The sequence below is a fragment of the Streptomyces sp. NPDC091416 genome (assembly GCF_044756845.1).
Taxonomy (GTDB): Bacteria; Actinomycetota; Actinomycetes; order Streptomycetales; family Streptomycetaceae; genus Streptomyces.
Genome location: NZ_JBIVTU010000005.1, coordinates 345,063 through 358,106, shown reverse-complemented (window position 1 = coordinate 358,106; position 13,044 = coordinate 345,063). Strand labels below are relative to the sequence as shown.

Sequence of the window (13,044 nt, the reverse complement as noted above, 5' to 3'; positions counted from 1 at the left end):
CACATAAACTATGCGCTGCGTCTTCCTCCCCCCCACCCTACCCCCCAAACACAAAAAAATTGGGCCCCCCCCCCCCCCCGCCGGGGGGGGGCCCCCCCCCCCCGGGGGGGGCCCCCCCCCCGCCTCGGGCGGAGCTCTCAGCAGGTCACTTCAGGCCGAAGGCCCGGATGATCTCCTGGTCCACCGCCAGACCGCCGCCGGCCTCGGCGTGCGCCTTGAGCGAGACGGCGGTGGCGCCCTTCTTCGGGGTCTTGAACCGGGCGGTCCAGGAGCCGGCCGCGTCCTTCTTCAGCTGCACCGCGCTCCAGGACTTCCCGTCGTCGTAGCTGACCGACAGCGCGGCCTTCGACGCCTTCACGGCACCCTCCAGCCACTCCTGAGTGGTGGACGACAGACCGATCTCGGTCCACTTGCCGGCCCTCACGTCACCGGCCAGGTCGGTCGCGACGTCGTAGTCCAGCTGAAGCATCGGGATGTCCACCTGGTACGGGCCCTCGGGGTCGGGCGCGCCCGAGACGAACGACCACTCCGAGTGCGTGCGGACGGACGTCTTCCAGGTGTCCGCGTCCCGCGAGGCGTCCAGCACCAGGCGGTAGGGCAGTTCCTCCGGGGCGAGGTTCCCGACGTATCCGGCGCGGCCGGTGGACTCGTCGAGCAGCTTCTCGCCCTGGTACACGGCGACCGTCCCGGTGTCGTACTCCTTGTCCGGCATGGCGCCCGAGTGGCCGGCGCCCGAGTCCGTCCACGGCGAGACGTTGTACTGGATGTCGCCGTACTGCGAGCGGTTGGGCCCCCAGAAGCCGGTGCCCAGGCGCGGCCGGGCGATCGGCGCGAACCAGTCGGCGGGGTAGGTGCGGCCCGCCGTGTAGTCCAGTTCGCCGCTGCGCTCCTCCAGCGCGGTGTCGGTACCGCTCTCGTTGAACACCGCGTGGTCCTCGTACCAGAACGAGTCGCCCGGCAGCGGGTTGACCCACTCCGTGCGGGTGGCGGGGTACTTCTCGTACTCGGCGAAGCCGATGCCGTAGCCGTAGTCCGGGATGTCGTAGCGGTAGCCCCCGCCGACGGCGTCCCGGTGGCCGTAGAAGGTGTTCTCCACCTTCGCCAGCTGACGGGTGGACGGGGCGAAGGCGAGCGAGCGGTCCGGGACCGTACCGTCGTGGCGGTCGACCAGGTCGTACACGTAGCTCGCGTACTTGTGCTGATCGACGGTCAGCGGCCTGCCCCGCTGGGCGGCCTTCACCAGGCCCTCGCCGGCCAGGCGCCGGACGGAGGCGACCGGGATGGGCAGAGTGGTGCCGTAGTCGGCGTAGGACTCCATCAGCACGCCGTCGCCGCTGTTGACGACGAACAGGGCCTTGGCGCCGGCGGCGATCGCGGCAGCGGCCCGGTCGGCCGGGGCCACCGCGTCGCTGCTGCGGATCACGACGGCCTTGCCGCGGGCGTCGAGGCCCTCGTAGTCGGCGGGGGCGCCGTCGCCGGCGAACACGCCGGCCAACCGCTGCTTGCTGTCCTCGGCCACGGGCGAACCGCCCTGCACGGCCACCGGGACGTCACGGCCGTCGGCCGACAGGTCGATCAGTTTCTCGCCCTGCCGCCAGCGGGTGAGGAAGGAGAAGCTGCCCCGGGTGACCTTCTCGGTCGGGCTCGCCCACAGCTGGTCGTACGTCAGCGGGATCTGGTACGCGTCGCGCTGCACGGTGCCGTCCGGTGCGGTGCGGGCCATGTCGTAGCGCAGCTGACGGGTCTCCGTCTCCTTCGGCGTCCGCACGGTGACCTTGTGGGCCTTCGAGGCGTCGAGGGTGACGGTGGTGGGCTTGTCGAGGATGATCTCGGGGGCCGCGAGGAAGGCGAGGGCCTTCGAGTCGGCGGTGTCGCCCTTGACGTCGGCCGCGGACCAGGCGGTGTAGTTGCCCGGGGGCAGCCGCAGTGTGGTGCTGCCGGCCACCTGGACGGGGGTCAGGTTCTGGTCGCCGAGCGCCGCGAGGACGACGATGCCGTCCATCGGCTTGCCCGAACGGTCGCGGAGCCCCAGCGTGAGGTCGTAGAGCTCCTGCTCCTTGTTGAGCGCGAATCCGGTGTGCGCCACGACGGTGCCGGAGGCGTCCTTCGCGACCACCTGACCGGAGAACGTGGTGTTGTTCGCGACCTTCGACGGGTCGAGCGACAGCACGGCCTCGGCGGTCGAACCGGCCGGGACGGTCAGCTGCTTCACCGACAGCGTGTACGCCTCCGCGTCGCTGTCCGTGGCCAGGTCGAGGGTGACGTCCTTCGTGCCGCTGTTGCGGTACGTGATGGTCCGCTCGGCGACCGGGTCCGAGGCGCTGTGCGGCCAGGCGTACGCCGCGACCTCGACGGATCCGGTGGCCTCGATCGTCGTGTCGATCGCCGCCTTCACATCGAGCCGCCCGGTGCCCTGCTCGTACGGGGTGTAGGCGGGCAGCACCTTGGAGGAGGTCATCAGCGCCTCCTTGATGCGCTGACCGGACCAGTCGGGGTGCCGCTCCTTCACGATGGCCGCGGCGCCCGCGACGTGCGGGGTCGCCATCGACGTACCGGACATCGACTGGTACATGCCCTCGATGCCCGGAACGGACTGCGAGGCGGCCGCGTTGATGTCGACGCCCGGGGCGGAGAGGTCCGGCTTCAGGCCGTAGGAACGCACCAGCGGGCCCATGGAGGAGAAGTCCGCCCGGCCGTCCTGCTTGTCGACGGCGGCGATGGTGAGCGCCTTGTCGGCGGAGCCGGGCGAGCCGATGGTGCCCGGCCCGTACGCGTTGCCCGCGGCGATCACGTACAGCGGACCGCCGTCGGCCGAGAGGGAGTCGACGGCCTGGGACATCGGGTCGGTGCCGTCGTCGGGGATGCTGGAGCCGAGGCTCATGGAGACGACGTCGGCGCCCTCGGCCTTCGCCCACTCCACCGCCTCGATGATGCCGGAGTCGGCGCCCGAGCCCTCGTCGCTCAGCACCTTGCCGACGAGCAGACCGGCGGCCGGGGCGACGCCCTTGTTGACACCGTCGGAGGCGGCGCCGGATCCGGCGATGGTCGACGCGACGTGCGTGCCGTGGCCGTTCTTGTCGTCGACCTCCTCGCCCGGCACGAAGCTCCGGGTCTCCAGGACGCGGTCCTTGACGTCCGGGTGGTCGATGTCGATGCCGGTGTCCAGGACGGCGACCTTGATGCCCTTGCCGTCGTACCCCTCGGCCCAGGCCTGCGGGGCGTTGATCTGCGGGACGGAGTCCTTGAGCGCGGCCTCGACGCGGCCGTCGAGCCACAGCTTCGCGATGCCGTTGTCCAGCGAACGGGCCGTGGGGGTGCGCGCGATGTCGTCCCAGAAGGAGCGCGCGGTGTCCTTGCCGGCCTTCAGCGCCGCGCCGTGGATGGACTCCAGCGCCCGGACCGGCTCGCTGCCGCGCGGGGCGGCGGGAAGCGAACGGGCCCTGCTCGCCGGGTAGGTGGCGATCAGCGGGATACCGCCGGTCCTCGCGTCGTCGTAGCCCATCTTCGCGAGGGCGGTGACGTTGAAAAGGCGGCGGTCCAGCTTGCCGGCGGCGAGCAGGCTGCCGGCCTCGTCGGGCAGGACGTAGAGGTCGTCCCCGGCCTGCTGGACATGGACCCCGCCGACGGCGCCGTCGGGGCGGTCCACGGTGACAGTGTCCTGCTTGCCCGCGCCGTCGGCGTAGTGGACGACGTCACCGGTGACGAGGGTGATGTCGTACGTGTGGACCGGGGCGCTCCGGCCGGCGGGCCGTGCGGACCCGGTCGCGGCGGAGGCGGAACCCGTGACGGGCAGCAGCGCGCCGCTCACGAGGGCGACGGAGGTCGCTATGAGAAGGGCCCGGCGTCGCGCGCGAGCGGGTCTCGCCCGGCCGGTGGCGGTGGAGGGTGTTGATGTCATGCAGCTGATCTACCGGTTGACGCACCCTTTCGTCATCGGCATCACTGGCGGAAAGCCGCCGCGGCGGAGAACCGCCGTCCCCGGAGAGGCTCCTGCGGGCCGGTTTCAGGCCACGGAAGCGATGCGCCCGGCCGGTGCCGGGGTGCCGCTGCGGTGGATCGGGGTGTGGGCTCCGGTCAGCGGGACGCCGGTGCCGCCGCGGCGGTCGGCGACGATCTCGGCGGCGATGGACAGGGCCGTCTCCTCGGGCGTACGGGCGCCGAGGTCGAGGCCGATCGGCGAGTGCAGCCGGGCAAGTTCCAGCTCGGTGACACCCACCTCGCGCAGCCGGTCGTTGCGCTCCAGATGGGTGCGGCGCGAGCCCATCGCGCCGACGTAGGCGACCGGCAGCCTCAGGGCCGCCTCCAGGAGCGGGACGTCGAACTTCGCGTCGTGCGTCAGGACGCACAGGACGGTACGGGCGTCCACGCCGGTGGTGGCCAGATAGCGGTGCGGCCAGTCGACGACCAGCTCGTCGGCCTCCGGGAAACGGGCCTTCGTGGCGAAGACGGGACGGGCGTCGCACACCGTGACGTGGTAGCCGAGGAACTTTCCGGCCCGCACCAGGGCGGAGGCGAAGTCGATGGCCCCGAACACGATCATCCGGGGCGGCGGGACGCTGGACTCGACGAGCAGCGTGAGCGGCCGGCCGCACTGCGAGCCGTCCGCGCCGATGGTGAGGGTGCCGGTGCGTCCGGCGTCCAGCATCGCGCGGGTCTGGGCGACCGCCGTGCGGTCCAGTGCCGGGTGTCCGCCGAGCCCGCCCTCGTGGCTCCCGTCGGGATGGACCAGCAGGGGCCGGCCGAGGAGTTCGGCGGGTCCCTCCGTGATCCGGGCCAGCGCCGCCGCCTCTCCCCGCGAGGCGGCGGCGAGCGCGGCGGCGACCACCGGGCGGGCGGGGTCGTCCGCCCGGACCGGTGTCACCAGGATGTCGATGACGCCCCCGCAGGTCAGGCCGACCGCGAACGCGGTCTCGTCGCTGTAGCCGAACCGCTCCCGTACGGATCTGCCGTCGTCGAGCGCCTGCCGGCACAGCTCGTAGACCGCGCCCTCCACACACCCGCCGGAGACCGAACCGATCGCCGTGCCGTCGCTGTCGACGGCGAGCGCGGCACCCGGCTGCCGGGGCGCGCTGCCGCCGACGGCGACGACGGTGGCGACGGCGAAGTCGCGTCCCTGCGCGGCCCACCGGTCGAGCTCCTCGGCGATGTCCAGCATCTCGGTCTCCTTGGCGGATGTGTGGGGCGGCGGCGTCAGCTGACGCCGAGCCAGCTCTCGATCGGGTTCAGGGCGAAGTAGATGACGAAGATCACCGTCAGCCCCCACATGAAGGCGCCGACCTCGCGGGCCCGGCCCTGGGCCGCCTTGATGGCGACGTAACTGATGACGCCCGCGGCCACACCGGTGGTGATGGTGTAGGTGAACGGCATCAGGACCACGGTCAGGAAGACCGGGATGGCGACGGAGCGGTCGCTCCAGTCCACGTGCCGGGCGTTCTGCATCATCATGGCGCCGATGACGACCAGGGCGGCGGACGCCACCTCGGCCGGCACGATCGCCGTGAGCGGGGTGAAGAAGAGGCAGGCGGCGAAGAAGAGTCCGGTGACGACGGAGGCGAGCCCGGTCCGGGCGCCCTCTCCGACCCCGGTCGCCGACTCGACGAAGACCGTCTGGCCGGAGCCGCCGGCGACGCCGCCGATCGCACCGCCCGCGCCGTCGATGAACAGCGCCTTGGACAGGCCCGGCATCCGGCCCTTGTCGTCGGCGAGCTTGGCCTCCGTACCGACCCCGATGATGGTGGCCATCGCGTCGAAGAAGCCGGCCAGCACCAGGGTGAAGACGATGAACCCGACGGTCATCGCGCCGACGTCGCCCCAGCCGCCGAACTCGACGTCGCCGAAGAGGGAGAAGTCGGGTGACGAGACCGCGGAGCCGTTGAGCTCGGGCGGGCCGCTGCTCCAGATCTTCGGGTCGACGTCGGCGACCTTGTTGATCACGACGGCGACGACCGTGCCGACCACGATGCCGATGAGGATCGCGCCGGGGATGTTGCGGGCCTGCAGCATGAAGATCAGCAGCAGGGTCACGGCGAAGACGAGAACGGGCCAGCCGGCCAGTTCACCGGCGGGGCCGAGGGTCACCGGAGTGGCCGTGCCCTTGCCCACGAAGCCGGCCTTGTAGAGGCCGATCAGGGCGATGAACAGGCCGATGCCCATGGTGATGCCGTGCTTCAGCGGAAGCGGGATCGCGTTCATGATCAGCTCACGCAGACCGGTGACCACCAGCAGGCAGATCACCAGGCCGTACATCACGCACATGCCCATGGCCTGCGGCCAGGTCATCTCCGGGGCGACCTGTGAGGACAGGACGCCGGAGACGCTGAGTCCCGCGGCAAGCGCGAGCGGGACCTTGCCGACGAAGCCCATCAGCAGGGTGGTCGCCGCGGCCGCGAGCGCGGTCGCGGTGATCAGGCCGGGCTGGCTGAGGAGGTTGCCGTCGACGTCCTTGCCGCCGAGGATCAGCGGGTTGAGCAGCAGGATGTACGCCATGGCCATGAAGGTCGTGACACCGCCGCGCACTTCGGTGGCCACGGTCGATCCGCGTTCGGATATGTGGAAGTACCGGTCGAGCCACGATCTGCCCGCGGGGACGCGCGAGCCTGGGCCCGCGTCCTCCGCGCCGGTCTTCGGTTGCACTGACTGCTGGGTCATGATGCCTGACTCCCAAGGTTCACAGGGGCACCCGCGATGGTGAGTGGAGATGCGGGATTTGGGATGAATGCTCTGGCTGCACGACCCGGGGGACGGCCCGAGACGAACTGTTCGTGCGGGTGGAGAAGGAACTGCGTACTTCAGGTCAAGGGCCGCTAGCGGTGCGGAACTTGGAATCTCCGGACGGTGCGGGTGCCGGGGAGCTGCGACGTTCCCGTCGGGCGCGCACCGCCCGGAGAGCTGTGGCGGAGCCCCGGTCAGGTGCCGGTGAGGTGCTCCGGGCGGACCGGGGTCCGGTTGAGCTCCAGCCCGGTCGCGTTCCGGATCGCCGCGAGGACGGCCGGGGTCGACGACAGGGTGGGGGCCTCGCCGATGCCACGGAGCCCGTACGGGGCGTGGTCGTCGGCGAGTTCGAGCACGTCGACCGGGATGGTCGGGGTGTCGAGGATGGTGGGCAGGAGGTAGTCCGTGAAGGACGGGTTGCGCACCTTCGCGGTCTTCGGGTCGACGATGATCTCCTCCATGACGGCGATGCCCATGCCCTGGAGGGTGCCGCCCTGGATCTGGCCGAGGACTGAGAGCGGGTTGAGCGCCTTGCCGACGTCCTGGGCGCAGGCCAGTTCGATGACCTTGACCAGGCCGAGCTCGGTGTCGACCTCGACGACCGCACGGTGCGCGGCGAAGGAGTACTGGACGTGGCCGTTGCCCTGTCCGGTCCGCAGGTCGAACGCCTCGGTGGGCCGGTGGCGCCACTCCAGCTCGACGTCGACCGCCTCGTCCTCCAGCACATCGGCCAGGTCGGCCAGTACCTCGCCGCCGTCGGTGACGACCTTGCCGCTCTCCAGGAGGAGTTCGGCGGTGGCCCAGGCGGGGTGGTACGTACCGAACTTGCGGCGGCCGATCTCCAGGACCTGCTCCCGGACGGCCTCGCAGGAGTTCTTGACCGCGCCGCCGGTGACGTACGTCTGTCGGGAGGCGGAGGTCGAACCCGCCGAGCCGACGGCGGTGTCGGCCGGGCGGATGGTGACCTGGGAGACACCCAGTTCGGTACGGGCGATCTGGGCGTGGACGGTGACGCCGCCCTGCCCGACCTCCGCCATGGCGGTGTGCACGGTCGCGACGGGTTCGCCGCCGATGACCTCCATGCGCACCCGGGCGGTCGAGTAGTCGTCGAAGCCCTCGGAGAAGCCGACGTTCTTCAGGCCGACCGCGTAACCGATCCCGCGTACGACGCCTTCGCCGTGCGTGGTGTTGGAGAGTCCGCCGGGCAGTGCGCGCACGTCGGGGTGTTCGCCGGCGCTCTCCCACTGACGCTCGGGCGGCAGCGGCCTGGCCTTGACCCGGCGCAGCAGTTCCGCGACCGGGGCGGGCGAGTCGACCACCTGGCCGGTCGGCAGCAGGGTGCCCTGCTCCATGGCGTTGAGCTGCCTGAACTCGACGGGGTCCATGCCGAGTTCGGCGGCGACCTTGTCCATCTGCGCCTCGTAGGCGAAGCAGGCCTGGACCGCGCCGAAGCCGCGCATCGCGCCGCACGGCGGGTTGTTGGTGTAGAGCGCGACGGCCTCGATGTCGACGTCGTCGATGACGTACGGGCCCACCGAGAGCGAGGAGGCGTTGCCGACCACAGCCGGGGAGGCGGAGGCGTAGGCGCCGCCGTCGAGCACGATGCGGCACTTCATGTGCGTGAGTTTGCCGTCACGGGTCGCGCCGTGCTCGTACCAGAGCTTGGCGGGGTGGCGGTGGACATGCCCGAAGAAGGACTCGAAGCGGTTGTAGACGATCTTCACGGGCTTGCCGGTGCGCAGCGCCAGCAGGCAGGCGTGGATCTGCATCGACAGGTCCTCGCGGCCGCCGAACGCGCCGCCGACGCCGGAGAGCGTCATGCGGACCTTGTCCTCGGGCAGGCCGAGGACGGGGGCGATCTGGCGGAGGTCGGAGTGCAGCCACTGGGTGGCGACGTACAGGTCGACGCCGCCGTCCTCCGACGGCACGGCGAGGCCGGACTCGGGGCCGAGGAAGGCCTGGTCCTGCATGCCGAATACGTACTCGCCGCTGACCACCACGTCGGCGCGGGCCTTCGCCGCCTCCACGTCGCCGCGGACGATCGGCTGGCGGTGGACGATGTTGGGGTGCGGTACGTGCCCGATGTGATGGTCGTCGCGGCCCTCGTGGATGAGGGGCGCGCCGGGCGCGGTCGCGGAGGCCTCGTCGGTGACGACCGGCAGCTCGCGGTAGTCGATCCTGATCTTCGCGGCGGCCCGCCGGGCCGTCTCCGGGTGGTCGGCGGCGACGAGTGCCACCGGCTCGCCGTGGTGGCGGACCCGGCCGTGGGCCAGGACGGGGGTGTCCTGGATCTCCAGGCCGTAGTTCTTCACCGCGGTCGGCAGGTCGTCATGGGTGAGGACGGCGTAGACGCCGGAGGTGGCCAGGGCCTCGGAGGTGTCGATCGAGACGATCTCGGCGTGCGCGACGGTGGAGCGCAGGGTGTGGCCCCAGAGCATGTCCTCGTGCCACATGTCCGAGGAGTACGCGAACTCGCCGGTGACCTTGAGGATCCCGTCGGGGCGCAGCGTGGACTCGCCGATGCCGCCCTTGGTGCGGGTGCCCTGGTTGATGTTGGTGGGGGAACCGGTAACGCCCATCGTTAGGTCCTGTCTGGAGTCCCGCGTCGTCCGCGCGGAGCGCGGGCGCAGCGGCGGTCGGTGCGGTCGGTGCGTGCGGTCGGTGTGCGTGGTCGTAGGTCATGTGGCGGAGTCACCTGTCCTGCGACCACGTGCGGCGGGCTTGCGTGCCGGGCGTCGGGGTGCGGAGGCGGGACTCCGGACAGGACCTAGACCGTCTCTTCCGCGCGGGCGGCCGCGAGGCGGACCGCGTCGAGGATCTTCTCGTAGCCGGTGCAGCGGCAGAGGTTGCCGGAGAGCGCCTCGCGGATGTCCGCGTCGGACGGCTCCGGGTTGCGCTCCAGGAGCTCGTCGGCGGCGACCAGCAGTCCGGGGGTGCAGAAGCCGCACTGGACGGCTCCGGCATCGATGAACGCCTGCTGGATCGGGGAGAGCTCCCCGGTGTCACGGGCCTCCTCACCGGTCGGCTTGGCCTTCCACCGCTGCGCCCGGTCGACCGTGGTGCCGCAGGCGCCCGACGCGCAGCCGGTGCCGGGGTGGGCCTCGGAGCGGTGGGCGGCGAAGTCGGCGAGACCTTCGACGGTGACGACCTCGCGGCCCTCGACCTGTCCGGCGGCGACCAGGCAGGAGCAGACCGGGACGCCGTCGAGGCGGACCGTGCAGGAGCCGCACTCGCCCTGCTCGCAGGCGTTCTTGGAGCCGGGCAGGCCCATCCGCTCGCGCAGGACGTACAGGAGGGACTCGCCCTCCCAGACGTCGTCGGCCTCGTGACGCCGGCCGTTGACCGTGAAATTGACGCGCATGATCAGGCAGCTCCTTCGGTGCTGCGGCCGTTGCCGCGGTACGTCTCCCAGGTCCAGCCGAGGGTCCGGCGGGCCATGATCCCGACCGCGTGGCGGCGGTAGCTCGCGGTGCCGCGCACGTCGTCGATCGGGTTGCAGGCGCCCGCGGCGAGCGTGGCGAACTGCTTGGCGACGGAGGGCGTGATGATGGTCCGGCTGTCCCAGAACCCGCCCTCCTCCAGCGCGGCGTTCAGGAAGTCCTCGGCCTCCTTCGCCCGTACGGGTGTCGGGGCGGCCGATCCGATGCCGGTGCGGACGGTGCGGGTCTCGGGGTGCAGGGCCAGGCCGAAGGCGCAGACGGCGATGACCATCGCGTTGCGGGTGCCGACCTTGGAGTACTGCTGCGGCCCGTCGGCCTTCTTGATGTGCACGGCCCGGATCAGCTCGTCCGGCTCCAGGGCGTTGCGCTTGACGCCGGTGTAGAAGTCGTCGATGGGGATCAGCCGGGTTCCGCGGACGGACTCGGCCTCCACCTCCGCGCCCGCGGCGAGCAGCGCCGGGTGGGCGTCACCGGCGGGCGAAGCGGTGCCCAGGTTCCCGCCGACGCCGCCGCGGTTGCGGATCTGCGGCGAGGCGACGGTGTGCGAGGCGAGCGCCAGCCCGGGCAGCTCGGCCCGCAGGTGCTCCATGATGGCGCTGTACGGGACCGAGGCGCCGAGCCGTACGCTCTCCTGGCCCACCTCCCACTCGGACAGCTCACCGATGCGGTTCAGGTCCAGGAGGTACTCGGGCCGCCGGTGGTCGAAGTTGATCTCGACCATCACATCGGTGCCGCCGGCGATGGGTACAGCCGTCGGGTGCTCGGCCTTGGCGGCGAGCGCCTCCTCCCAGCTGGCGGGGCGAAGGAAGTCCATGAGTGGCTCTCTTCTTCTCAATCGGGTGTTCGCTGGGGGCGGGGGACGGCCGGCCCTCGACTCTGTTCATGTCTTGTTCACGCGGTGTGTGACTCAGTACACAAGCCCTCCTCCACCTGGTGCAGTCACCGAAACCATGAAGGAGTTGGCTGGTCTCCACTCGCGTCTTGTAGATTCGAACGAATGGCGGGGATCGGTGACCTCACCGCAATACCCAGTTTTCACCCGCACCAACGAATGAGATCGGCGGCGACGAGATGCGGCTGCGCGCACTGCTGGAGACCGACGCGCTGGGCCTGCGGCTGCTCGGCGGCGACGAGGAGCTGGACCGGTCGGTCCGTGGCGTGATGACCACCGACCTGAAGGACCCCAGCCGCTACCTCACGGGCGGCGAGCTGGTACTGACCGGGCTGGCCTGGCACCGGGACGCGAAGGACTCGGAGCCGTTCGTACGGATCCTGTCGGGCGCCGGGGTCGCCGGGCTCGCGGCGGGCGAGGCGGAGCTCGGCGCCATCCCGGACGACCTGGTCGAGGCGTGCCGTCGCCACCGGCTGCCGCTCTTCGCGGTCCACGAGACCGTCGCGTTCGCAACGATCACCGAGCATGTGGTCCGTCAGGTGTCCGGTGAGCGGGCGGGCGACCTGGCCGCGGTGGTGGACCGGCACCGCAGGCTGATGACCTCGGGTCCGGCGGGCGGTGGTCCCGAGGTGGTCCTCGACCTGCTCGGCTCCGACCTCGACCTGCACGCCTGGGTGCTCTCGCCCACCGGCCGGCAGATCGCCGGCGCGGGCGCGCCGCTGTCCGGGCCGGCGGGTGCGGAGCTGGCCGGACTGCATCTGGCCGCGGTGCGCTCCGGCCGGCGTGCCCCGCACCGGGTCACGGTCGACGGGGTGACGTATTCGCTCTTCCCGATCCGCAACAACGGCCGGGGCGCCGTGCCGGCCTCCCGCGATGTACGGGAGTCGGTGCTCTCCGACTGGCTGCTGGCCGTCGAGGCCGACGCGGGCGACTGGCCGGCCGCGCGGCTCGACCTGCTCCAGGGCGTCACCCAGCTGATCGCCGTGGAACGGGACCGGCGCGACGCGGCCCGTACGGTGCGCCGCAGACTCGCCCAGGAGGTTCTGGAGCTCGTCCAGGCGGGCGCCCCGCCCGCCGAGATCGCCGCCAGGCTGCGGGTGGCCGCCCCGGTCCTGCTGCCCGGCGTCGGGGCCGCGCCGCACTGGCAGGTGGTGGTGGCCCGGGTCGAGTGGAACGCGGCGGACGCGCCCGGCGGCGCGGGCTCCGGGATCGCGGGCGGCCCGGTCGCCCAGGCGTTGCTGGAGGAGATCCTCGTCGACCCGGCGGTGACCGGGCCGGATTCGGCCGACCGGATCGCGGTCGCCCACACGGGTGACGAGGCCATCGCGCTCGTACCGCTGCCCGCCCTGTCCGACGCCCGGCCGGAGACGGACGGGCCCGAGGACGGCGAGGCCTCGGCGCAGGATCCCGCGCTGCACGCCGACGCCCTGCTGTCCGCCGTGCGCGCGCCGCTCTCTGCGGGCCTGGCCGACGACGGCCGCCTGACACTGGGTGTCAGCGCCTCGGTGCACTCCCCGGAGGGACTGCGCGGCGCCCTGGAGGAGGCCCGGCACGCCCGCCGGGTGGCGGCGGCCCGGCCGGGCCGGGTCTGCGCGGCCGGCCATCACGAGCTGGCCTCGCACGTGCTGCTGCTGCCGTTCGTGCCCGACGACGTCCGTCGCGCGTTCACCGCACGGCTGCTCGACCCGCTGCGCGACTACGACCGGCGGCATCGCGCGGAACTGATCCCGACCTTGGAGGCGTTCCTGGACTGCGACGGTTCGTGGACCCGCTGCGCGGCCCGGCTGCACCTCCACGTCAACACGCTGCGCTACCGCGTCGGGCGAATCGAGCAGTTGACGGGGCGTGACCTTTCGCGGCTCGAGGACAAGCTCGATTTCTTCCTCGCCCTGCGCATGAGCTGAATTCCGGGGGCCACGGGGGCTCCTGCCGGGTTCCTGCGGGGTCCCGCCGATTGTGAAAAGTTTCACCTGACATTGCCTCGACCTCTTGGCCCGGCGT

The 13,044-nt window shown here is 71.7% G+C and carries 7 protein-coding genes; 1 reads left to right on the top strand and 6 read right to left on the bottom strand.

All coding sequences use genetic code 11. From position 1 onward, the window contains the following. Positions 1 to 145: 145 nt before the first annotated feature. The 6 genes from ACIQMX_RS17770 to ACIQMX_RS17745 form a co-directional block, all read right to left on the bottom strand. A complete protein-coding gene (locus ACIQMX_RS17770) occupies positions 146 to 3,898 on the bottom strand; it encodes a S8 family serine peptidase (RefSeq protein ID WP_402478974.1) in 3,753 nt (1,250 codons plus the stop codon). Positions 3,899 to 4,003: 105 nt separating this feature from the next. Then, the gene (locus tag ACIQMX_RS17765) at positions 4,004 to 5,155 is read right to left on the bottom strand and encodes an XdhC/CoxI family protein (protein ID WP_363067168.1); all 1,152 of its coding nucleotides are present in this window, start codon (positions 5,153 to 5,155) and stop codon (positions 4,004 to 4,006) included. A gap of 35 nt (positions 5,156 to 5,190) precedes the next feature. Beyond that, positions 5,191 to 6,648 (bottom strand): NCS2 family permease, encoded by a 1,458-nt coding sequence (locus tag ACIQMX_RS17760; protein ID WP_363067167.1) that lies wholly within the window; start codon positions 6,646 to 6,648, stop codon positions 5,191 to 5,193. Between the two features lie 257 nt (positions 6,649 to 6,905). Then, positions 6,906 to 9,290, bottom strand: a complete 2,385-nt coding sequence (gene pucD / locus ACIQMX_RS17755) for a xanthine dehydrogenase subunit D (protein ID WP_363067166.1) — start codon at positions 9,288 to 9,290, stop codon at positions 6,906 to 6,908. Between the two features lie 188 nt (positions 9,291 to 9,478). After that, positions 9,479 to 10,072, bottom strand: coding sequence for a (2Fe-2S)-binding protein (locus ACIQMX_RS17750; protein ID WP_363067165.1), 594 nt, complete (start codon positions 10,070 to 10,072; stop codon positions 9,479 to 9,481). A gap of 2 nt (positions 10,073 to 10,074) precedes the next feature. Next, a complete protein-coding gene (locus ACIQMX_RS17745) occupies positions 10,075 to 10,965 on the bottom strand; it encodes a xanthine dehydrogenase family protein subunit M (protein WP_363067164.1) in 891 nt (296 codons plus the stop codon). A 257-nt stretch (positions 10,966 to 11,222) separates the two neighbouring features. Between ACIQMX_RS17745 and ACIQMX_RS17740 the strand changes: the two genes are divergently transcribed. Then, positions 11,223 to 12,947: a PucR family transcriptional regulator gene (locus ACIQMX_RS17740; protein WP_402478968.1), complete on the top strand. Its 1,725-nt coding sequence runs from the start codon at positions 11,223 to 11,225 to the stop codon at positions 12,945 to 12,947. Positions 12,948 to 13,044 lie beyond the last annotated feature (97 nt).

Excerpts from the sequence above, each read along its gene's own strand:
- ACIQMX_RS17770 (WP_402478974.1), bottom strand. The coding sequence starts at position 3,898 with ATGACATCAACACCCTCCACCGCCACCGGCCGGGCGAGACCCGCTCGC.
- ACIQMX_RS17765 (WP_363067168.1), bottom strand. The coding sequence starts at position 5,155 with ATGCTGGACATCGCCGAGGAGCTCGACCGGTGGGCCGCGCAGGGACGC.
- ACIQMX_RS17760 (WP_363067167.1), bottom strand. The coding sequence starts at position 6,648 with ATGACCCAGCAGTCAGTGCAACCGAAGACCGGCGCGGAGGACGCGGGC.
- pucD (WP_363067166.1), bottom strand. The coding sequence starts at position 9,290 with ATGGGCGTTACCGGTTCCCCCACCAACATCAACCAGGGCACCCGCACC.
- ACIQMX_RS17750 (WP_363067165.1), bottom strand. The coding sequence starts at position 10,072 with ATGCGCGTCAATTTCACGGTCAACGGCCGGCGTCACGAGGCCGACGAC.
- ACIQMX_RS17745 (WP_363067164.1), bottom strand. The coding sequence starts at position 10,965 with ATGGACTTCCTTCGCCCCGCCAGCTGGGAGGAGGCGCTCGCCGCCAAG.
- ACIQMX_RS17740 (WP_402478968.1), top strand. The coding sequence starts at position 11,223 with ATGCGGCTGCGCGCACTGCTGGAGACCGACGCGCTGGGCCTGCGGCTG.